The organism is Bradyrhizobium sp. Bra64 (assembly GCF_024519875.1).
GTDB lineage: Bacteria > Pseudomonadota > Alphaproteobacteria > Rhizobiales > Xanthobacteraceae > Bradyrhizobium > Bradyrhizobium japonicum_G.
The window spans coordinates 74,039-93,488 of sequence record NZ_JALJRD010000010.1 but is presented as its reverse complement, the minus strand read 5'-3'; the positions used below and the strand labels follow the sequence as shown (position 1 = coordinate 93,488).

The 19,450-nt window shown below is 66.0% G+C and carries 16 protein-coding genes and 2 pseudogenes; 13 read left to right on the top strand and 5 right to left on the bottom strand.

What is annotated here, in order from left to right; genetic code table 11:
• Positions 1 to 8: 8 nt before the first annotated feature.
• The 3 genes from NR187_RS25275 (at position 9) to NR187_RS25265 (ending at position 4,040) form a co-directional block, all read left to right on the top strand.
• Entirely contained in the window at positions 9 to 1,505 is a 1,497-nt protein-coding gene (locus NR187_RS25275; RefSeq protein WP_256808028.1) for an amidase, read from the top strand.
• Between the two features lie 62 nt (positions 1,506 to 1,567).
• A complete protein-coding gene (locus NR187_RS25270) occupies positions 1,568 to 2,791 on the top strand; it encodes an MFS transporter (RefSeq protein ID WP_256808027.1) in 1,224 nt (407 codons plus the stop codon).
• A gap of 16 nt (positions 2,792 to 2,807) precedes the next feature.
• Positions 2,808 to 4,040 carry an FAD-binding oxidoreductase gene (locus tag NR187_RS25265; protein ID WP_256808026.1) on the top strand — a complete coding sequence of 411 codons (1,233 nt, stop codon included), beginning with the start codon at positions 2,808 to 2,810 and terminating at the stop codon, positions 4,038 to 4,040.
• On the opposite strand, the gene NR187_RS25260 is transcribed toward NR187_RS25265, so the two are convergent.
• On the bottom strand, positions 4,037 to 6,121 hold the full coding sequence (locus NR187_RS25260; RefSeq protein WP_256808025.1) for a tetratricopeptide repeat protein: 2,085 nt from the start codon (positions 6,119 to 6,121) through the stop codon (positions 4,037 to 4,039). The genes NR187_RS25265 and NR187_RS25260 overlap by 4 nt on opposite strands.
• Before the next feature lie 57 nt (positions 6,122 to 6,178).
• Positions 6,179 to 6,289, bottom strand: a pseudogene (locus NR187_RS25255) (transcriptional regulator); the annotation flags it as partial.
• 5 nt (positions 6,290 to 6,294) lie between these two features.
• On the opposite strand from NR187_RS25255, the pseudogene NR187_RS25250 reads away from it, so the two are divergent.
• Positions 6,295 to 6,729 (top strand): annotated as a pseudogene (locus NR187_RS25250) (hypothetical protein); the annotation flags it as partial.
• A gap of 33 nt (positions 6,730 to 6,762) precedes the next feature.
• On the opposite strand, the gene NR187_RS25245 reads toward NR187_RS25250, so the two are convergent.
• From NR187_RS25245 to NR187_RS25235, 3 genes are all read right to left on the bottom strand, one after another.
• The gene (locus NR187_RS25245; RefSeq protein ID WP_211385588.1) at positions 6,763 to 8,097 is read right to left on the bottom strand and encodes a dicarboxylate/amino acid:cation symporter; all 1,335 of its coding nucleotides are present in this window, start codon (positions 8,095 to 8,097) and stop codon (positions 6,763 to 6,765) included.
• An 84-nt stretch (positions 8,098 to 8,181) separates the two neighbouring features.
• Positions 8,182 to 8,736 carry a biotin transporter BioY gene (locus NR187_RS25240; protein WP_211385814.1) on the bottom strand — a complete coding sequence of 185 codons (555 nt, stop codon included), beginning with the start codon at positions 8,734 to 8,736 and terminating at the stop codon, positions 8,182 to 8,184.
• 122 nt (positions 8,737 to 8,858) lie between these two features.
• A complete protein-coding gene (locus NR187_RS25235) occupies positions 8,859 to 10,046 on the bottom strand; it encodes a pyridoxal phosphate-dependent aminotransferase (RefSeq protein ID WP_256808024.1) in 1,188 nt (395 codons plus the stop codon).
• Positions 10,047 to 10,267: 221 nt separating this feature from the next.
• Between NR187_RS25235 and NR187_RS25230 the strand changes: the two genes are divergently transcribed.
• From NR187_RS25230 to NR187_RS25190, 9 genes are all read left to right on the top strand, one after another.
• Positions 10,268 to 11,662 carry a M48 family metalloprotease gene (locus NR187_RS25230; protein WP_211385586.1) on the top strand — a complete coding sequence of 465 codons (1,395 nt, stop codon included), beginning with the start codon at positions 10,268 to 10,270 and terminating at the stop codon, positions 11,660 to 11,662.
• 114 nt (positions 11,663 to 11,776) lie between these two features.
• Positions 11,777 to 12,544 carry a DsbA family protein gene (locus NR187_RS25225; protein ID WP_211385585.1) on the top strand — a complete coding sequence of 256 codons (768 nt, stop codon included), beginning with the start codon at positions 11,777 to 11,779 and terminating at the stop codon, positions 12,542 to 12,544.
• Positions 12,545 to 12,781: 237 nt separating this feature from the next.
• The gene (locus tag NR187_RS25220; RefSeq protein ID WP_256808022.1) at positions 12,782 to 13,594 is read left to right on the top strand and encodes a DUF1236 domain-containing protein; all 813 of its coding nucleotides are present in this window, start codon (positions 12,782 to 12,784) and stop codon (positions 13,592 to 13,594) included.
• A 262-nt stretch (positions 13,595 to 13,856) separates the two neighbouring features.
• Positions 13,857 to 14,324, top strand: a complete 468-nt coding sequence (gene aroQ / locus NR187_RS25215) for a type II 3-dehydroquinate dehydratase (protein ID WP_211385583.1) — start codon at positions 13,857 to 13,859, stop codon at positions 14,322 to 14,324.
• Between the two features lie 36 nt (positions 14,325 to 14,360).
• Positions 14,361 to 14,852 (top strand): acetyl-CoA carboxylase biotin carboxyl carrier protein, encoded by a 492-nt coding sequence (accB, locus tag NR187_RS25210; RefSeq protein ID WP_211385582.1) that lies wholly within the window; start codon positions 14,361 to 14,363, stop codon positions 14,850 to 14,852.
• 72 nt (positions 14,853 to 14,924) lie between these two features.
• The gene (accC, locus tag NR187_RS25205; RefSeq protein ID WP_211385581.1) at positions 14,925 to 16,283 is read left to right on the top strand and encodes an acetyl-CoA carboxylase biotin carboxylase subunit; all 1,359 of its coding nucleotides are present in this window, start codon (positions 14,925 to 14,927) and stop codon (positions 16,281 to 16,283) included.
• A gap of 106 nt (positions 16,284 to 16,389) precedes the next feature.
• A complete protein-coding gene (locus NR187_RS25200; RefSeq protein WP_211385580.1) occupies positions 16,390 to 17,907 on the top strand; it encodes a CHASE3 domain-containing protein in 1,518 nt (505 codons plus the stop codon).
• Entirely contained in the window at positions 17,904 to 18,344 is a 441-nt protein-coding gene (locus NR187_RS25195) for a response regulator (RefSeq protein ID WP_211385579.1), read from the top strand. The genes NR187_RS25200 and NR187_RS25195 overlap by 4 nt, the downstream gene beginning before the upstream one ends.
• Positions 18,341 to 19,444: a sensor histidine kinase gene (locus tag NR187_RS25190; protein WP_211385578.1), complete on the top strand. Its 1,104-nt coding sequence runs from the start codon at positions 18,341 to 18,343 to the stop codon at positions 19,442 to 19,444. Before NR187_RS25195 ends, NR187_RS25190 begins: the two co-directional genes overlap by 4 nt.
• The last annotated feature ends 6 nt before the right edge of the window (positions 19,445 to 19,450 follow it).

The following is a 19,450-nucleotide window of genomic DNA, read 5'->3' as shown; positions in this document are numbered from 1 at the left end:
GATTGGCATTGTCCGGACTTTGCGATTCCAGCGCCGTTGAGCTGCGCCGTCTGCTGGCTGCCCGGGCGATCTCGCCCGTCGAGCTGCTGGATTCCTGCCTGTCGCGGATCGCCACCATCAATCCTGCCGTCAACGCCGTCGTGACCCTGGACGAGGCAGCCGCACGCGCCGCGGCCAGGCAGGCCGAGGCTGCCATCCTGCGCGGCGAGGATCGCGGCGCCCTGCAGGGGCTCCCCGTTCTCATCAAGGACACCCAGGACACCGCCGGGCTGCGCACCACCTATGGCAGCCCGCTGCTGCAGGAAAACGTTCCGGCCTCCGACCAGGGCTCGGTCGCACGGCTGCGTGCGGCCGGCGCCATCATCTTCGGCAAGACCAACACGCCGGAATGGGCGGCCGGCGGCAACACCCGCAATCCCGTGTTCGGCGCGACCGGCAATCCGTTCGATCCGATGCGTTCGGCGGCCGGCTCCTCCGGCGGCTCGGCGGTGGCGCTCGCCTGCGGCATGGCCCCGCTCGCCTCGGGCTCCGACACCGGCGGCTCCTTGCGCAATCCCGCCGGCTTCGCCGGCATCGTCGGCATGCGGCCATCCTACGGGCTCGTGGCGAGCGAGAAGCGCGCGTTCGGCTGGTCCAATTTGTCGACCGACGGGCCGATGGCGCGCAATGTCGCCGACACCGCGTTGATGCTGTCGGTGATGGCGAGCGACGATGTCCGCGATCCGCTCGCCTATACGCTGCCCGGCGAGCAAGTGCGCGCGCGCGCCGAGCGCTGGGCCGCTCCGCGCCCCGCCGACCTCGGCAAGCTGCGCCTCGCCTTCACCGAGGATTTCGGTTTCGCCCCGACCGAGCAGGCGGTCCGGCGCGTGTTCCGTCACCGCGTGGACGAGCTTGCGCCGCTCTTCGCCGATTGCCGCGAAGCGACGCCGGATTGCGCCGGCGCTGACGACGCCTTCGCGGTGCTGCGCGCAGGCCTGTTCCTGGCGACGCACGGCAAGAACTACAAAGAGCGGCCCGACATGCTCGGCCCCAATGTCCGCGCCAATGTCGAGGAAGGCCTCGGCTACACGCTCGAGGACCACGCGCGCGCCACGACGACGCAGACGCGAATCTATCGCGCCTACCAGACCTTCTTTGAATCTTGCGACGTGCTGATCAGCCCGACCATTACGCTCAGCCCGCGCCCCTGGTCGGAGCTCTATCCTGCCGAGATCGACGGCGTGCCGACCAGATCCTATTTCCACTGGCTCGCGCTCGCTTATGCCGTCACGCTCCCCGGCCATCCCGCAATCAGCATCCCGCTCGGCCTCGATGAAGCCGGCCTGCCGTTCGGCCTTCAGATCGTCGGCCCGCGCGGCGGCGACGCCATCGTGCTCTCGGTCGCCGCGAGCATCGAGGCCGCGTTCGCGGGCGATGCGCAATTGTGCCGGCCGGTGCCCGACCTGGCGCGGCTCGCCGCAGCGCCGCCATTGTCGGCCGCGCCCGGTTTCCTCACCTGGGAATGACCAGAACCTGGGAATGACCCGAAACCAGCCCCGGCTGCAGCGCCGGCGCAACGGAGACGAGCATGACGGAACTGCCGAGGAAGACCAGCGTCGTCGCATTCGTCCTGCTCTACATCGCCTACTGCATCTCCTATGTCGACCGCGCGGCGATCTCGCTGGCGCTGGCGCAGATCGGCAAGGACTTCAACCTCCAGGCCGCGGATCTCGGCATCGTCATCAGCGCGTTCTTCCTCGGTTACGCCGCGATGCAGGTGCCGGGCGGATGGCTCTCCGACCGCTTCGGATCGAAATATGTGGTGATCATCACCATCGTGATGTGGTCGCTGTTCACGGCGTTCACGAGTCTTGCCTGGTCGCTCACCTCGCTGATCGCGATCCGCTTCATCTTCGGCATCGCCGAGGGCGGCTTCCCGCCGGCGAGCATCCGCGCCATCGCGGAAGTCTTCAAGAAGGACAGCCGGCCGAAGATGTCGGCACTGCTGCTGTCTTCCAACTATGCCGGCAGCATGGTCGCGCCGCTGATCATGGCGCCGCTGATCCTCGCGCTCGGCTGGCGCCATGCCTTCAACGCGATCGGCATTGCCGGCATCGTCTTCGCGGTGGTCTATTTCGTCTTCGTCCCCTATCTGGGACGTCCGGACGCGAGCGACAAGGACACATCGGCGAAGGCCGAGAACCGTGCGCCGATGCGCGAACTCATGAAGAATCCGCTGCTGTGGCAGCTGATGGTGGTGTGGTTCGGTCTCAGCTGCGTCAACAAGGGGCTGGATTCCTGGATGCCGCTCTATTTGCTCCAGCAGCGCGGGCTCGACCTCAAGACCGTCGGCGTGGTGGCGCCGATCCCGTTCGTGATGGCGACGATCGCGACCGCGAGCGGCGGCTGGGTGATGACGACGTTCTTTGCCGAGCGCGAAAAATATCTGCTGATCGGCAGCTCCGCATTGACCGGCATCTTCCTCTACGCCATGTACAAGGCGGAGACGATCACGATGCTGATCGTGTTCCAGTCGCTGGTCTACTTCTTCAAGTCTTTCGTGCTGGCCTCGGTGATCGCGCTTCCGACCAAGCTGCTCCGCGACGACCAGATCGGATCGGGGATCGGCATGGTCAATCTCGGCGGCCAGAGCGCGGGCTTCGTCGCACCCGTCGCCATCGGCTTCATCGTGACCGGCACCGGATCGTTCGATGCCGCCTTCGGCTTCCTCGTGGCGATGACGGCGTTGTCCGTCGTGGTCGCCGCAACCATCAACACGGCGCAGCCGAAGCTCGCCCCGCAGCCGGCCTGACAGGAGAATTCTGCCGATGCAAAGCGCGATCGTTCTCGGCGGCGGCATGATCGGCGTGAGCGCGGCGCTGCACCTCCAGCAGCGCGGCTGGTCCGTGACGCTGGTCGACCGCAGGGAGCCGGGCCGCGAGACCAGCTACGGCAATGCCGGGATGATCCAGGCGGAGGCGGTCCGCCCCTATCCGATGCCGCGCGACATCGCCACGCTCCTGAAGATCGCGACCGGCCGCACCAACGACGTGCGTTACAGCCTGTCGTCGCTTCATCTCCATATCGAGCCCCTGCTCCGCTACTGGTGGCATTCGGCGCCGAAGCGGCATCGCGAGGCGATCGACGCCTGGGCGCGGCTGATCGCCTACGCGACGGCCGAGCACGACATCCTCATTCGCGAGGCCCATGCCGACAATCTGATCCGCCGCGCGGGCTACCGGCATCTGCATCGCGACGCAGCTTCCTTCGATCTCGCCGTCAAGGCTGCGGATGAAGACCAGCGCGAATTCGGCGTCAGGTTTCGCGCGCTGTCGGGGGCCGAGCTCGCCAAAGCCGAACCGATCCTTCGCGACGACCTGCCCGGTGCGATCCATTGGCTCGACACCTGGACCGTGTCCGATCCCGGCGCGCTGGTCACGGCCTATGCCGAGCTGTTCGAGCGCCTCGGCGGCACCATCGTGCTTGGCGATGCCCAGAGCTTGCAGCAGACGGCGACCGGCTGGTCGGTCGCCACCGACACGGGACGTATCGACGCCCCGCATGCCGTCGTGACGCTCGGACCGTGGTCGCCCGATCTGCTGCACAAATTCGGCTATCGCATTCCGCTGGTGCGCAAGCGCGGCTACCACATGCATTACGCCGGCGGCGCGTCGCTCGATCTGCCGCTGGTCGACAAGGCCGGCGGTTACGCCATGGGACCGATGGCGAAGGGAATCCGCATCACCACCGGCGCGGAATTGACCGGCATGGACGCGCTCGCCACGCCGGTGCAACTCGCCAGCGCGGAAGCCTCCGCGCGCGAGCTGATCGACCTCGGCAAGCGGGTCGAGCCCGACCCGTGGTTCGGCACCCGCCCCTGCACGCCCGACATGCTGCCGGTGCTCGGCGCCGCCCCGCGCCATCCGGGTCTCTGGATGAACTTCGGCCACGGCCACCAGGGTTTTACGCTGGGACCCGCGACCGGCCGCCTGCTCGCCGAAATGATGAGCGGCGAAACGCCTGCGATCGATCCGACGCCATACCGGCCGGAGCGTTTCTAGCCTTCGGCACTCGCGGCGAGCAGCGCGAGCGCGGCCGACAGGCGCAGCAGCGGGTCGTCCCATTCGCGCGGGGCGCGCTGGCGGAACAGCCGCATGGTCGGATACCACGGACTGTCCTCGCGCTCGCGCAGCCAGCGCCAGTCCAGTGCGTAAGGCGTGAGCATCCACACCGGACGGCCGAGCGCACCGGCGAGATGGGCAACCGACGTGTCGACCGCGACGACGAGATCGAGTGCGGCCACGGCTGCCGCGGTATCAGCGAAATCGCCGAGCGCCGGCGCAAGATCGATGATGTCCTTGCCGAGCGCCGCCAGCACCTCGCCATCCACGGCGCGCGGCTCCTTTTGCAGGCTGTAGAGCTGCACTCCGGGCATCACGAGACGGGGCAGCACGGCCTTCGCCGACAGCGAGCGCTGCTGGTCGCCCTTGTGTTTGGCATTGCCGGCCCAGACCACCCCGACCTTGAGCCGCCTCTCGCACCCCAGTGCGGCCCGCCAGCGCAAGAGTCTTTCGGGATCCGGCTGCAGATACGGCACGGCCGCTGGAATATTGTCGAGCGTGGTGCCAAAAACCCGCGGCAAGCTCATCAGCGGCAATTGCAGATCGAACGGCGGCAGCTTCTCGCCGCGCGGAATCACGGCGACGTCGGGCAGTTGCCTCAACAGCGAGGCCAGGGCGGGCTGCACCTGCAGGACGATCCTGCCGCCCCTCGCCGCCGCCATCGGCACATAGCGCACGAAATGCAGGGCATCGCCGAGTCCGTATTCGGCGAACAGCAGCAAGGTGCGGCCGTCCAGAGTCTCGCCCTGCCATTCCGGCTCGGTGAACGAGGGATCGCCATCCGACAGCGTCTTGCATTTGCGCCGCCACCGATAGGCTTCGAACCCGTCGGCGAACTCACCGTTCATCAGCAGGAAATGCGCGTGGTTGTACTGCGCGAGCGGCTGCTCCGGATCGAGCGCGATCGCGCGATGCGAGGCGGCGAGCGCGGCGTCGATCTCGCCGGCATTGCGCAGCGCGACCGCGAGATTGGCGTGGCCCTTGGCATAGGCGGGATCGGCCACGACCGCGCAGCGATGCGCGGCGATTGCACGCTCCACGCGTTCCTGCTTCTCGAAGATGATGCCGAGATTGGTCCAGGCCGCGGCGTGATCGGGCTTGAGCAGCAGCGCCTGCTCGCAAGCGGCAACCGCCTCGTTCAGCGCGCCGAGCTCGGTCAGACAGGCGCCGAGATTGCTTGCGATCACATGATCCGACGGATCGCGCGCGACGGTCTGCCTGTAAGCACCGGCGGCCTCGGGCAAGTGACCGGCTTCGTGCAGGACGAGACCCAGCAGGCGCAGCGCCGGAGCATTGTCCGGTATGAGCGCGATGGCGCGGCGGTACTGGACGATGGCATCTTCGAGCAAGCCTTGCCGATAGAGCACGGCGCCGAGATTGCAGAGCACCCCGGGATCGTCGGGATCGCCGTCGAGTGCGCGGCGATAGGCGACCTCCGCCTCGCCGAGCTTCAGCTGGTCCATGAGGAGGTTGCCGAGATTGAGCCAGGCGCCGCGATAGGCCGGCTCCCGCGCGATGACCGCGCGATAAGCCTCCTCGGCTTCAGTCAGCCGCCCCTGCTCCGCGAGCACCACCGCAAGATTGAAACAGGCGCGGGTCAGATGCGCGTCGAGCGCGAGCGCGCGGCGATAGGCAAGTTCCGCCTCGTCGAAGCGCGCGAGCTCGCCGAGCGCCACGCCGAGCTTGTTGTGCAGGCCCGCATCGTCCGGCCTCCGGACCAGCGCGCGCCGGAACGCCGCCACCGCGCCCTCGCGCTCGCCCTTCACCGCGAGCGCGTCGCCAAGCGTGACGAGGGCCGGCGCGTGCTCCGGATCGATGTTGAACACGCGGCCAAGCAGCGCGGCACCGTCGGCTGCGCGGTCGGTGACGAAAGCCGCGACCGCGGCAAGATGCAGCGCCGGCACGTGATCCGGCTCCGCCCTCAGCACCTCCGCACAGAGCGCGTCGGCCTGGTCATGGCGACCCGCCGCAAAATGCTCTGCCGCCTGCAGTACAATCTGATCGACCCTCGCCTTGCCCACGATGCCCCGCCCCTTCAACGTCAGATGCGGGTTAAACGCACGAGGGCGCGAATTCCGTCAGTCGGTTGGCGCGGCAAGCAGGTTTTTGATCCGCGCGGCATCCTCGGGCGTCGCCGGGTTGTAGACGATCATGCTGAGATCGGAGCGGCCCTCGACATTGAAGCTCGAATTAATTTCTGGACAATTGCGAGCTGGACCGCCGCGCAATCCTGGCCATCGGCGAGGCGCTCAGGGGACCCGACCGCCCGCTCATCGTCACCTCCGGCGTCGCCCTGCTCGCGCCCGGACGGCGCGCCACCGAGGACGACGACGCGGCGCACCACTTTCCGCGCGTGTCGGAGCAAGGCGCGACTGCAAGGCACTATCATGCGATCGCCGAGGAAGGCGTGCCGTTCAAGGCGATTGCGGAGGTGATCGGCCGGCGGCTCGGCGTGCCCGTGGTCTCGAAGTCGGTGGATGAAGCACCCGCGCATTTCGGCTGGTTCGCGCAGTTCGCCGGCGTCGACGTTCCGGCATCGAGCGCGAAGACGCGCGCCTTGCTCGACTGGGCGCCGCAAGAAAAAGGGCTGATCGAGGATCTCGACCAGCCCTGTTACTTCAGGACCTGACGGCGCTTTGCGCCGCCGCAGTCAATTGACAGATCAGTCCGTCGTGATCGCCGTTTCCATGTCCGTCGGGTCGATCTGCTTGGAGAGGTTGGCGTTGAGCTTGTCGCGGTCGAGCTCACCCTCCCACCAGGCGACGATCACGCACGCGACGCCGTTGCCGCAGAGATTGGTCAGCGCACGGCACTCGCTCATGAACTTGTCGATGCCGAGCACGATCGCCATGCCCGGCACGAGGCGCGGATCGACCACGGCGAGAGTCGCGGCGAGCGTGATGAAGCCCGCTCCCGTAATGCCCGAGGCCCCCTTCGACGTCAGCATCGCCACGACCAGGATCGTGAGCTGCTGACCGAAGGAGAGATCGAAGCCGAGTGCCTGCGCGATGAACAGCGTCGCCAGCGTCATGTAGATGTTGGTACCGTCCAGATTGAACGAGTAGCCCGTGGGCACCACGAGGCCGACCACCGACTTGGAGCAGCCGAGCCGTTCCAGCTTCTCCATCAGGGACGGCAGCGCGCTTTCCGAGGACGAGGTGCCGAGCACGATCAGGAGTTCGTCCTTGATGTAGGCGAGGAAACGAAAGATCGAGAATCCGGCAAGCCGCGCGATGATGCCGAGCACGACGAACACGAACAGCGCGGCCGTGACGTAGAACGTCGCGATCAGCCCGATCAAATTGAGGATCGCTCCGGTGCCGAACTTGCCGATGGTGAAGGCCATCGCGCCGAACGCGCCGATCGGCGCCGCGCGCATCACGATGGAGATGACGCCGAACACCGCATGCGCGGCATCATCGATGAACGAGCGGATCGTGTGGCCGCGCTCGCCGAGACTCATGATCGCGAAGCCGAACAGCACCGAGAACAGCAGCACTTGCAGGATCTCGCCTTGGGCAAAGGCGCCGACCACGGTATCCGGAATGATGTGCAGCACGAAGTCGACCGACTTCTGACCGGCAGCCTGCTTGGCGTAATTCGCAACGGCCGCCTCGTTTGCCGCCGCATTGCCGAAGCCTGCGCCCGGCTTCACCACATTGCCGATGACTAGGCCGATCAACAGCGCGAAGGTCGAGACGACCTCGAAATAGACCAGCGCCTTGACGCCGATGCGCCCGACCTTCTTGGCGTCCTGGATGTGGGCGATGCCCGAGACGACGGTGCAGAAGATGATCGGGGCGATCACCATCTTGATCAGCTTGATGAACCCGTCGCCGAGCGCCTTGATCCAGTCGTTGGTGGCAACCGTCGGCCAGAGCCAGCCGACGATGGCGCCGAGCATGATGGCGATCAGCACCTGGACGTAGAGAACCTTGTACCACGGCTTGGCGGCAGCCGGCGCGACCGGCGCCCCCGCCATCGTTGTCGTTGTCATTGTTTCACTCCCCCTCAAAACGCCGGGCCAGCCAAGATCAACTTGGCCGGCCCTGTCAATTGGAACTGCTCTTCATTGCGCGCTTTAGCTGCGATCGACGATCCGGCGTGCCGCCGGCATCAGCGTCGCGCCCAGCGCGTTCTTGACCAGCGAGGCCGCAATGAACGGCGCAAGGCCGACCTGCCACGCCTTCGCAGCGCCAAGGCCAACGCCGCAGGCCAGCCAGCCGAAGCCCGCGGCCAGAATGAGGATGTGGCCGGCCGCCATGGCCGCAAACAGCAGCACTACGCTGCGATCCCAGCCGCGCTCGGCGAGCCAGCCGGTGACAAAGGCGGCGCCGATGAAGCCGAACAGGTAGCCCGCGGTCGGGCCGACCAGCGGTGCAATTCCGCCCACGGGACCGGCGAACACCGGCAGGCCCATCGCGCCCTCGGCGAGGTAGGCGATCATGGTTGCGCTGCCAAGGCGCCAGCCATACGCCGCGCCGATCATCAGCACGACCAGCGTCTGCAATGTCATGGGCACGTAAGGCAGCGGCAGGTTCACCTTGGCTGACAGCGCCATCAAGGCGGTGCCGAGCGCAATCAGCACGATGGCGCGCAAGGCGCCGACGGTTTCACCCGGCCGGGCGGGCCACATCAAGGCGGCAAGAGGAGAATGCGGCGCAGCAGTGGGCGCGAGGGAACGGTCAGACAAGTTGAACTCCGCAAGGCTGTTTTCGAAACAAGGCTGTTTTCGAAACGGCTGTCGAAAACTGGCGGCTATTTAAGCCAGTGAGCGATCCGGTCAACTGCTTCCCGCATCTCCGCGGCCGAACGCGCATAAGAGAACCGTATGAAGGAACGGCCATGGACGGGATCGAAATCGACGCCCGGTGTCGCCGCAACGTGTGCCTGCTCCAGCATCTGCTTGGCGAACTCGAAACTGTCGGAGGTGAAGTCGGAGACGTCGGCATAGAGATAGAAGGCGCCGTCGGCCGGCAGAAACTTGCTGAGGCCTGCCTTGGGCAATCCCTTGATCAGGATGCGCCGGTTTTCCTGATAGCCGTGCTTGATCTCCTCCATCTCGGCCGCACCGTCGAAGGCAGCCTCTGCTGCGATCTGCGACAGCGACGGCACCGAGATCGACAGGTTCTGCTGCAGGCGCTCGATCGGCCGCACCAGCACATCAGGCACCACCATCCAGCCGACGCGCCACCCCGTCATGCAGAAATACTTCGAGAACGAATTGATCACGAGCGCGCGGTCCGACAGCGCCGCCGCCGTCACCGCGGGAAACGCGTAGTCGAGGCCGTGGTAGATCTCGTCCGAGATGAAGCGGATGCCGGCATCTTCCGCCGCCGCGATGAGGCCCGCGAGCGCCTCGCGGGACATCATCGTCCCCGTCGGATTGGCGGGGCTGCCGACCAGCACGCCCTTGAGCGGCGCCTTGCGATGGGCCGCCAGCAGCGCTTCGCCGGTGAGCGCATGGCGCGTCTCGTTGGTGGTCTCGATCAGCACCGGCTCGCAGCCGAGCGCGGTGAGGATATGACGGTATGGCGGATAGCCCGGCACCGTCACGGCGACGCGGTCGCCGGGTTCGAACATCGACAGGAAGGCCAGGATGAACCCGCCGGAGGAGCCGGTGGTCACCACGATCCGTTCCGGGCTGACGTCACAGCCATACGCATCGCGATAGTGGCGTGCGATCCGCTCGCGCAGGCTCGGGATGCCGAGCGCGGAGGTATAATCGATCCGCCCGGCCTCCAGCGCCGCACGGGCGGCCGCGATCGCCGTTTTCGGCGCGCCGGCGGCGGGCTGGCCGACCTCCATGCGGATGACATGGCCGCCGGCCGCCTCGATTCGGGCCGCGGCGGCCATGACGTCCATCACCATGAACGGGGGAACGTCGCTGCGGCGGGAGGGCTCGAGCCACTGCCCCAACCGGTTCCTCAATGTCGCATCGTGCATCGGTTTCTGCTAATTCGCTGGCGGACCGGTCCGTCCGGTCCGGGAAACGGGGCGCTTGCGCCCCAGACTGGCCGCATTGTACGGCTCATAAGGGGGACGGCTCACAAGGGCATATCGCGTATCCGGTCCGCCGCCAATCGCCAAAACCAATCCACAAACTGCTCTCGACCAAGACTGCTTGCCAAGACCGTATGCCAAGCCCGTTTGACCCAGACCGCTTGATGTTGCTCCAGATCACATTGCGCAAGAAGGCCACCGCTCTCACCGCCCTCGTCACGGCGGCTGCGATCGCGATACTGCCGTTCCCGGCGGCGCAGGCGCAGCAGAACGGGCTGCCGGTGCTGCGCGACACCGAGACCGAGCAGCTGCTGCGCGAATACACGCGCCCGATCCTGCGCGCGGCCGGTCTGGAGAAGCAGAACATCCAGATGGTGATCCTCAACGACGGCAACTTCAATGCGTTCGTCGCCGATGGCCGCCGTATCTTCGTCAATTACGGCGCGATCCTCCAGTCGGAGACCCCGAACCAGATCATCGGCGTGCTCGCGCACGAGACCGGACATCTGGCCGGCGGCCATCTGTCCAAGCTGCGCGAGCAGCTCGCCAACGCCCAGACCCAGATGATCATTGCCATGCTGCTGGGTGCGGGTGCGATGGTCGCCGGCACCACACGCGGCGCCGGCAACAACGGGCTCGCCAATGCCGGTGCGGCCGCGATCGCCGGCCCGCAGGAGATGATCCGCCGCTCGCTGCTGTCATACCAGCGCCAGCAGGAGGAGAACGCCGACCGCGCCGGCGTGAAATTCCTGACTGCGACCCACCAGTCGCCGAAAGGCATGTACGAGACCTTCAAGCGCTTCACCAGCGAGAGCCTGTTCGCGGCACGCGGCGCCGATCCCTATCTCCAGTCGCACCCGATGCCCGCCGAGCGCGTCGCGGCGCTCCAGGAGTTCGCCAGCACCAGCCCGTATTGGGACAAGAAGGACGATCCCGCGCTCCAGCTCCGCCACGACATGGTGCGCGCCAAGATCTCCGCCTTCATGGAACGGCAGGAGACGGTGTACCGGCGCTATCCGCAGACCAACGACAGCATGCCGGCGCGCTATGCCCGCGCCATCAGCACCTATCTGCACGGCGATCTGCGCAGCGCGCTCGCCCAGATCGACGCCCTGATCCAGGTACAGCCGAACAATCCGTATTTTTACGAGGTGCGCGGCCAGGCCTTGCTGGAAGGCGGCAAGCCGGCCGAGGCGATCCCGGCCCTGCGCAAGGCGGTGCAGCTGTCGAACAACGCGCCCCTCATCGAGATGTTACTTGGGCAGGCTCTGGTTGGAACCGATAATAAGGCCTACACGGACGACGCCATCAGGATTCTCCGTGCCGCCGTGGCGCGGGAGCCCGAGGCGCCGCTCGGCTTCATGCAGCTCGCGATGGCCTATGGCCGGAAGGGAGACTATGCCGAGGCGGATCTGGCGTCGGCCCAGGCCGCTTATCTGCGCGGCGACAACAAGACCGCCCGCGAGCTTGCGACGCGCGCGAAGACCCGTTTCGCCGTCGGCACGCCCGGATGGGTCAAGGCCGACGACATCGTGGCGACCAAATCGCCGCGTAACTAGGCCGCCGCGTAACTAGATCGACCAGACGACGCCCGACACCACGACGTCACGCCACCGGGCTTCAAGTCCGCCGGGACGTTTTCCGAAACCTGCTTTGGATAAGAGGATTTGCCTATGCCTTCGCTGCGCCTGCTTGCTCCCGCGCTGTTTGCGCTCGCCATGTTCGGCGTGGCCGCGCCCGCGTCGGCCGACAGCTTCTCCGATTCCCAGCGCACCGACATCGAAGCGATCATCAAGAACTACCTCGTCAGCCATCCCGAGGTGCTCGAGGAAGCGATGACCGAGCTCACCAAGCGCCAGGCCGCGGCCGAGACGCAGAAGCACGAGGCCAGCATCGCGCAGAACTCCGAGGCGATCTTCAATTCGCCGCGCCAGGTCGTGCTCGGCAACAAGGATGGCGACGTCACCTTCGTCGAGTTCTTCGACTACAATTGCGGCTACTGCAAGCGCGCGATGGGCGACATGCTCGACCTCATGAAGGCCGACCCGAAGCTGAAGGTGGTGCTGAAGGAGTTTCCGGTGCTGAGCCAGGGTTCGGTCGAAGCCGCGCAGGTCGCGGTCGCCGTGCGCATGCAGGATCCCACCGGCAAGAAATATCTCGACTTCCACCAGAAGCTGCTCGGCGGCCGCGGCGCGGCCGACAAGGCCCGCGCGCTTCAGGCGGCCAAGGAAGCCGGCCTCGACACCGCCAGAATCGAGAAGGACCTCGCCAGCCCCGAGGTGCGCGCCACCATCGAGGAGAACTTCAAGCTTGCCGAAGCGATGGGCATGAACGGCACGCCGAGCTACGTGATCGGCAAGCAGATCGTGGTCGGCGCCGTCGGCGTCGACGGTCTCAGGGAGAAGATCGGTATCGCACGCTGCGGCAAGGCGACCTGCTGATCCCCTGACTTCAGCATCACGCACGAAGCAAAGGCCGGCTGAAAAGCCGGCTTTTTCTTTTGGCTCTTTTTGCGCTGCTGCCACCATGGACGTGTCGCAGATGCGGCGCGCGCGTTCATCTGGCGTTCAATAAACAAATGCCGCGGAACCCTGGATGTTCCGGAACTAGTGATACCTCCTTTCGTTGTTGGCGCGGGCAATGACGCAATAAACACGAAACACGTGAGGAGAAATTCAATGTCTAACCGCTTTATGATCTCGGTTGCCGCGCTCGCGCTCGTCGCCGGTACCGGTCTGGCGAACGCACAGGGCACCATGAACCGCGACAGCGGCGGCGGCGCAGGCGCGCAGCCGACGCAGCATTCGCAACCGTCGGGCGGCGCGGCCGAGCGCGGCTCGATGGGCAAGGAATCCGCGGCTCCCGAGAAGGGCACGAAGGGCACAGTGGGTCAGGCTGGCGGCGCCAGCACCATGAAGCCCGGCGCGGCCGCCGAGGAGAAGTCGTCTGGCGCAATGGAGAAATCCGGCGGGATGGAAAAGTCCGGCGCGATGCACAAGAACGCGGCTGACGAGAAGGCCGGCGCGGCGAAGGGTGAGCACGCCCAGGGCGCGCAGGACAAATCCGCGCAGGACAAGTCGAAGAGCACGATGGACAAGTCCCAGATGGACAAGTCCAAGAGCACGGAGACCGACACCAAGAGCGGCAACATGAACGCTCAGACCAAGGGCGCCGAGACCGCCAAGGGTGCCGAGACCAAGTCGCAGACCACCACAGGCACCGCGTCCGCGACCGCTTCAGCACCGCCTCCCGAGAAGCGGACCCAGATCTCAACGGCGATCAAGTCGACCAAGATCGAAGAGACCACGAACGTCAACTTCAACATCGCGGTCGGCACGGCGATCCCGGCGAGCGTTCGTTTCCATCCGCTCCCGCCCCGGATTGTCGAGATCTATCCGGAGTGGCGCGGCTACGAGGTGATCTTCGTGCACGGCCAGTACGTCATCGTTCGTCCGCAGACGCGCGAGATCGTGTACATCATCGAAGGCTAAGCCGCATCGCTGACTGATCGTCCCAACGAGCCCCTGCCGAGAGATCGGCGGGGGCTTTCGGCCTATCGGCGGACCGCTCGCCTGTTCCGCTCCGACAGCCATGCTTCCGACTGGTTAACAAGCAATTTCCGTAGCTTCCGCACAGGTTTTTGCACCCCGGATGAGGTGCCTCGACGTCTCCGGGAGGCCCTTCAAGGCTTCCCCTAGGACGCTTTGTTACCTATAACCCCCGCCACGCTGAAGCACCTCTTCCGGGATGGGAATGGCTGAACCTGCAACCGACACGATCCTCGTTCTGAACGGGCCGAACCTCAACATGCTGGGGACGCGCGAACCCGAGAAGTATGGCCATGCGACGCTGGCCGATGTCGAGGCGCTGTGCCGGGATACCGCCGCGACGTACGGCCTCAAAGCCGACTGCCGGCAGTCCAACCGCGAAGGCGAGCTCATCGACTTCATCCACGAGGCCCACGCCCGCAAGATGAGGGGCATCATCATCAATGCCGGCGGCTATTCGCACACCTCGATCGCGCTGCACGACGCGCTGCTCGCGGTGCAGATTCCGACGGTCGAAGTGCACGTGACCAACATCCACGCCCGCGAGAGTTTTCGTCACCACTCCTATACCGCGCGCGCGGCCTTCGCCTCGCTCTGCGGTTTCGGCATCGAGGGCTACCGCCTCGCCATCCAGGGCCTTGCCGCCAAGCTCGGCATCAAGCCCCAAGCCTGACGCTCCCCTTCACACAGAACATTCGGATCAAACAACATGGCGCGCCAGCCAGACGACAAAGCAGCCGCAAAGTTTTCCAGCGAGGATTCCGCGCTCGTCCGCGAGCTCGCTTTGCTGCTCGATGAAACCAGCCTCACCGAGATCGAGATCGAACGCGCCGGCGTGCGCCTTCGCGTCGCCCGCAACGTCAGCGTCGCCGCGACCATGCCGATGCAGATGGCAGCCGCTCCCGCCGCCCTGCCGGCAACCGCGGCTGCCGCGCCGGCCGCTGCCGCAGCCGACCTGTCGAAGCATCCAGGCGCCGTGACCTCGCCGATGGTGGGCACCGCCTATTGGGCGCCGGAGCCCGGCGCCAAGCCGTTCATCGAGGTCGGCAGCAAGGTCTCGGTCGGCCAGACGCTGCTGATCATCGAAGCCATGAAGACCATGAACCAGATCCCCTCGCCGCGCGCCGGCACGGTGACGCAGATCCTGGTCGAGGACGGCCAGCCGGTCGAGTACGGCGAGCCGCTCGTCATCATCGAGTGACGGCATTCAGCAAAGGCTTGGGGTGGCCCTCCGCCCTCGCCGCGTCCCGCGCGCCAGTCCCTTAAGGACACCATGTTCGACAAGATCCTCATAGCCAATCGCGGCGAGATCGCCCTTCGCATCCTCAGAGCCTGCAAGGAGCTCGGGATCGCGACCGTCGCCGTGCACTCCACCGCCGACGCGGATGCCATGCATGTACGCCTGTCGGACGAGAGCGTGTGCATCGGGCCGCCGGCTTCCAAGGACAGCTACCTCAACGTGCCCGCGCTGCTGGCGGCGTGCGAGATCACGGGCGCCGATGCCGTGCATCCCGGCTACGGCTTCCTGTCGGAGAACGCGCGCTTCGCGGAAATCCTCGCCGAGCACAATCTGCATTTCATCGGCCCCAAGGCCGAGCATATCCGCCTGATGGGCGACAAGATCGAGGCCAAGAAGACCGCGAAGCGCCTCGGCATTCCGGTCGTGCCCGGCTCCGACGGCGGCGTCGGCCCCGAGGACGACGCGATGGCGATCGCCAAGGAGATCGGCTTTCCCGTGCTGGTGAAGGCGGCGGCAGGCGGCGGCGGCCGCGGCATGAAGGTCGCGCAAAGCGAGGCTGATCTGGCGGTGGCGCTGCAGACCGCCGCCAACGAGGCCAAGTCAGCCTTCGGCGACGCGTCGGTCTACCTCGAAAAATATCTCCAGAAGCCGCGCCACATCGAGATCCAGATCCTCGGCGACGGCCGCGGCGGCGCGATCCATCTCGGCGAACGCGACTGCTCGCTGCAACGGCGTCACCAGAAGGTCTGGGAGGAAGGCCCCTCGCCGGTGCTGGCCGCTGCCGCCCGCGCGAAGATCGGCGAGACCTGCGCCAAGGCGATGCGCGAGATGAAATATCTCGGCGTCGGCACCATCGAGTTCCTGTTCGAGGACGGCGAGTTCTACTTCATCGAGATGAACACCCGCATCCAGGTCGAGCATCCCGTCACCGAGAGCATCACCGACATCGACCTCGTGCTGGAGCAGATCCGCATCGCCGCCGGCGGCGAATTGCCGGCGAGGCAGAATGAGATTCAGATCATCGGCCATGCCATCGAATGCCGCATCAACGCCGAGAACCCGCAGACCTTCCGGCCCTCGCCGGGCCGCATCACGCAATATCACCCGCCCGGCGGGCTCGGCGTGCGGATCGATTCCGCCGTCTATCAGGGCTACACGATCCCGCCCTATTACGACTCGCTGGTCGGCAAGCTGATCGTACACGGCAAGACCCGCGCCGAATGCCTGATGCGGCTGCGCCGGGCGCTGGACGAGATGGTGGTGGAAGGCATCGAGACCACCCTGCCGCTGTTCCGCGATCTGGTGCGCCAGGACGACATCATCAACGGCGACTACCACATCCATTGGCTGGAACAGTACCTCGCCGGCAAGACGGAACCGGCTCCGAAATAATCTTCTCTCCCTCTGGAACCCGTTGGCCCCAATCACGTTCTAGACCTTGGGGACAGTTCCGAGGGGGCGTTTTGAATTCCGTTAAACCTGATCAGGTGAGGCCGTCGTGACAGCCGAGTGGCAGCGACGGCGTGCATTTTGGCAGATCCTGCTGATCGCAGCGGGTCTTCTGGTGTTGACGGTGATCAGCGCCGGCTCCGTCTATCTGGTCAACAAGGCCAGAGACGACAGCAAATGGGTGGTTCACACCATCGAGGCCGAGAACCAGATCAACGCCCTGCTCCTGGAAATCCGGCGTGCCGAGAGTGCCACCCGCGGCTATCTCCTGACGCAAGGGGCGGATTTCAAGGCCGACCACGACAAGGCCGTGGCCGCGATCATACCTGCCCTGGACAGGCTCACGCGCCTGACCGGCGACAATCCTGCGCAGCGCGAGAGCATCGAGAAGCTGAGCGCGGCGATCGAAACCCGGCTCGGCCAGTTCGCGCGAGAGGTGGATTTCGTCCAGCAGGGACAGCTCGACAAGGCCACCGCGCTGGTCCGCGAGGCCGCCTCCGCCGACACCACGGCCGAGATCGGCAAGGTCGCGGCCGTCATGATCCAGGAGGAGGAGCGCCTGTTCCGGCTCCGAACCGTGAATTCCGACCGCAGCCAGACGCTCGCCGCATCGATGACCGGCATCGGTTCGGGCCTCGTCGTGCTGCTGGCCCTGATCTCGACCTGGCTGGTGCGGCGCTCCGCGGGCGCCCGTGACGAGGCCGAAGCGCGACTGCGCGATGCCAACGTCAATCTGGAGGCCGTGGTCGATGAACGCACGGCAGACCTGCGTGAGGCCAACAACGAGATCCAGCGCTTTGCCTATATCGTCAGCCACGATCTCCGCTCGCCACTCGTCAATATCATGGGCTTCACCAGCGAACTGGAAGAGCTTGGCGGCGACATCTTCCGCCGTATCGGCGGCCTCACCCATGTCCCGGCCGACGGGCCGCCGCCTTCGACCGGCGAGATCGCGCTCGAAGGCCCTGACAAGCAGCTTTCAGCGGATTTTTCCGAAGCGCTCGGCTTCATCAAGTCGTCGATCGCCAAGATGGACCGCCTGATCTCGGCGATCCTCAATCTCACCCGCGAGGGCCGGCGCGAGTTCCAGCCGGAAAAGATCGACACAAGCGAGCTGATCGAAGCGATCGTGTCGACCCTGGCGCATCAGGCCGCCGAGGCGCAGGCGGAGATCCACATCGCTCCCCTGCCCGATCTCGTCAGCGACCGCCTCGCGCTGGAGCAGATCTTCTCCAATCTGATCGACAACGCCGTTAAGTATCTGAAGCCCGGCACTCCCGGGGAGATCAGAATTCGCGGGCGCACCAAGCTCGGCTACGCTATCTTCGAGATCAGCGACAATGGGCGCGGGATTGATCCGAAGGATCACCAGCGGATATTCGACCTGTTTCGCCGCGCGGGAACCCAGGACAAGCCCGGTCAGGGCATCGGGCTTGCGCATGTGCGTGCACTTGTGCGCCGCCTCGGCGGCACCATGTCGGTATCATCGGAACTGAATACGGGCAGCACCTTCACCATCACGCTGCCCATCACCTGGAACACCAGCAACCGGAACGCCGACCAATGACTCAGCCCGTCAGCATCATCATGATCGAGGACGACGAGGGACACGCGCGCCTGATCGAGCGCAACATCCGAAGGTCCGGCGTCAACAACGAGATCATCTCCTTCGCCAACGGCACTGACGCGGTGAAGCACCTGTTCGGGGCCGACGGCAGCGGGCTCGTGCAGAAGGGCAATGCGCTCCTGATCCTGCTCGATCTCAACCTCCCCGACATGACCGGGATCGACATCCTGAAGCAGATCAAGGAGAACAAATATCTGAAGGCCTCGCCCGTGGTGGTGCTGACCACCACCGACGACTCCCAGGAAATCAAGCGCTGCTACGAGCTCGGCTGCAACGTCTACATCACCAAGCCCGTCAACTACGAGAATTTCGCCAATGCCATCCGGCAGCTCGGCCTGTTCTTCTCGGTCATCCAGGTCCCGCCCGCCACCCCATGAACCAGCACACGCCGACACTGCTCTACATCGACGACGACGACGCGCTGGCGCGCCTGGTCGATCGCGGCCTGACGCGGCGCGGCTACAAGGTCGTGCATGCCGCAAGCGGCGAGGAAGGCCTCGATCTCATCCGCCGCGCGGGGACGGCCGGCGGCATCGACGTCGTGGCGCTCGATCAGTACATGCCCGGCCTCGACGGGCTGGAGACGCTCGAGCAGATCATGGCGATACCGGGCGCGCCGCCGGTGGTTTTCGTCACCGCCTCGCAGGATTCCAGCATCGCGGTGACCGCGCTCAAGGCCGGCGCGGCCGATTATCTCGTCAAGGACGTCAAGGGCGATTTCATCCCCCTGCTTCACGTCGCCGCCGACGGCGCGCTGCGCCAGGCCGAATTGCAGAAGGCGCGCGAGGAAGCCGAAGCCGAGATCCACGCCTCGCGCGACCGCTACGCGGCCCTTGCCGCCGAACGCGAAATGCTGCTGCGCGAGGTCAACCACCGCGTCGGCAACTCGCTCCAGATCATCGCCTCGCTGCTGCATCTTCAGGCGAGTTCGGCCGCGCAGGACGAGGTCAAGGCGGCGCTGACCAATGCGATGGGCCGCGTCGCCGCGGTCGCGCAGGTGCACCGCCGCCTCTACACCTCGCAGGACCTCAAGAGCGTGGTCCTGAACCAGTATCTGGACTCGCTGCTCGAGGATCTCAGACGCTCGGCCGAGGGCAACCGGATGTCGCGCCTGACGTTGAAGGCCGAACCGATCGAGATCGATCCGGACCGTGCGGTCGCCGTCGGCATCATCGTCAACGAGCTGGTGATGAACGCGGTGAAATACGCCTATCCTGACGGCGCCGGCCCGATCCACGTCGAGCTGAGCTCGAAAGGAGACGATCTGCTGCTGTCGATCACCGACGACGGCGTGGGCGACAACGTCAAGGCCGATCCGCGCTCCACCGGCATGGGCCAGCGCATCGTCGCGGCGATGGCCCTCAAGCTCGACGCCTCGGTCGAGCGCGACCCCGCGCATTCCGGGACCCGCATCATCCTGCGGTTCCGCCGTGTGCCGGATGCCCCCGGCAAGACCAATACCGCCGCGGCGAGCTGAGCCGCG

What these genes read in the sequence shown, in the direction of transcription:
- NR187_RS25195 (WP_211385579.1), top strand. Translation starts at nt 17,904, where the DNA reads ATGACTCAGCCCGTCAGCATCATCATGATCGAGGACGACGAGGGACAC.
- accC (WP_211385581.1), top strand. Translation starts at nt 14,925, where the DNA reads ATGTTCGACAAGATCCTCATAGCCAATCGCGGCGAGATCGCCCTTCGC.
- accB (WP_211385582.1), top strand. Translation starts at nt 14,361, where the DNA reads ATGGCGCGCCAGCCAGACGACAAAGCAGCCGCAAAGTTTTCCAGCGAG.
- NR187_RS25270 (WP_256808027.1), top strand. Translation starts at nt 1,568, where the DNA reads ATGACGGAACTGCCGAGGAAGACCAGCGTCGTCGCATTCGTCCTGCTC.
- NR187_RS25190 (WP_211385578.1), top strand. Translation starts at nt 18,341, where the DNA reads ATGAACCAGCACACGCCGACACTGCTCTACATCGACGACGACGACGCG.
- NR187_RS25265 (WP_256808026.1), top strand. Translation starts at nt 2,808, where the DNA reads ATGCAAAGCGCGATCGTTCTCGGCGGCGGCATGATCGGCGTGAGCGCG.
- NR187_RS25225 (WP_211385585.1), top strand. Translation starts at nt 11,777, where the DNA reads ATGCCTTCGCTGCGCCTGCTTGCTCCCGCGCTGTTTGCGCTCGCCATG.
- NR187_RS25230 (WP_211385586.1), top strand. Translation starts at nt 10,268, where the DNA reads ATGTTGCTCCAGATCACATTGCGCAAGAAGGCCACCGCTCTCACCGCC.
- NR187_RS25245 (WP_211385588.1), bottom strand. Translation starts at nt 8,097, where the DNA reads ATGACAACGACAACGATGGCGGGGGCGCCGGTCGCGCCGGCTGCCGCC.
- NR187_RS25220 (WP_256808022.1), top strand. Translation starts at nt 12,782, where the DNA reads ATGTCTAACCGCTTTATGATCTCGGTTGCCGCGCTCGCGCTCGTCGCC.
- NR187_RS25235 (WP_256808024.1), bottom strand. Translation starts at nt 10,046, where the DNA reads ATGCACGATGCGACATTGAGGAACCGGTTGGGGCAGTGGCTCGAGCCC.
- aroQ (WP_211385583.1), top strand. Translation starts at nt 13,857, where the DNA reads ATGGCTGAACCTGCAACCGACACGATCCTCGTTCTGAACGGGCCGAAC.
- NR187_RS25240 (WP_211385814.1), bottom strand. Translation starts at nt 8,736, where the DNA reads ATGTGGCCCGCCCGGCCGGGTGAAACCGTCGGCGCCTTGCGCGCCATC.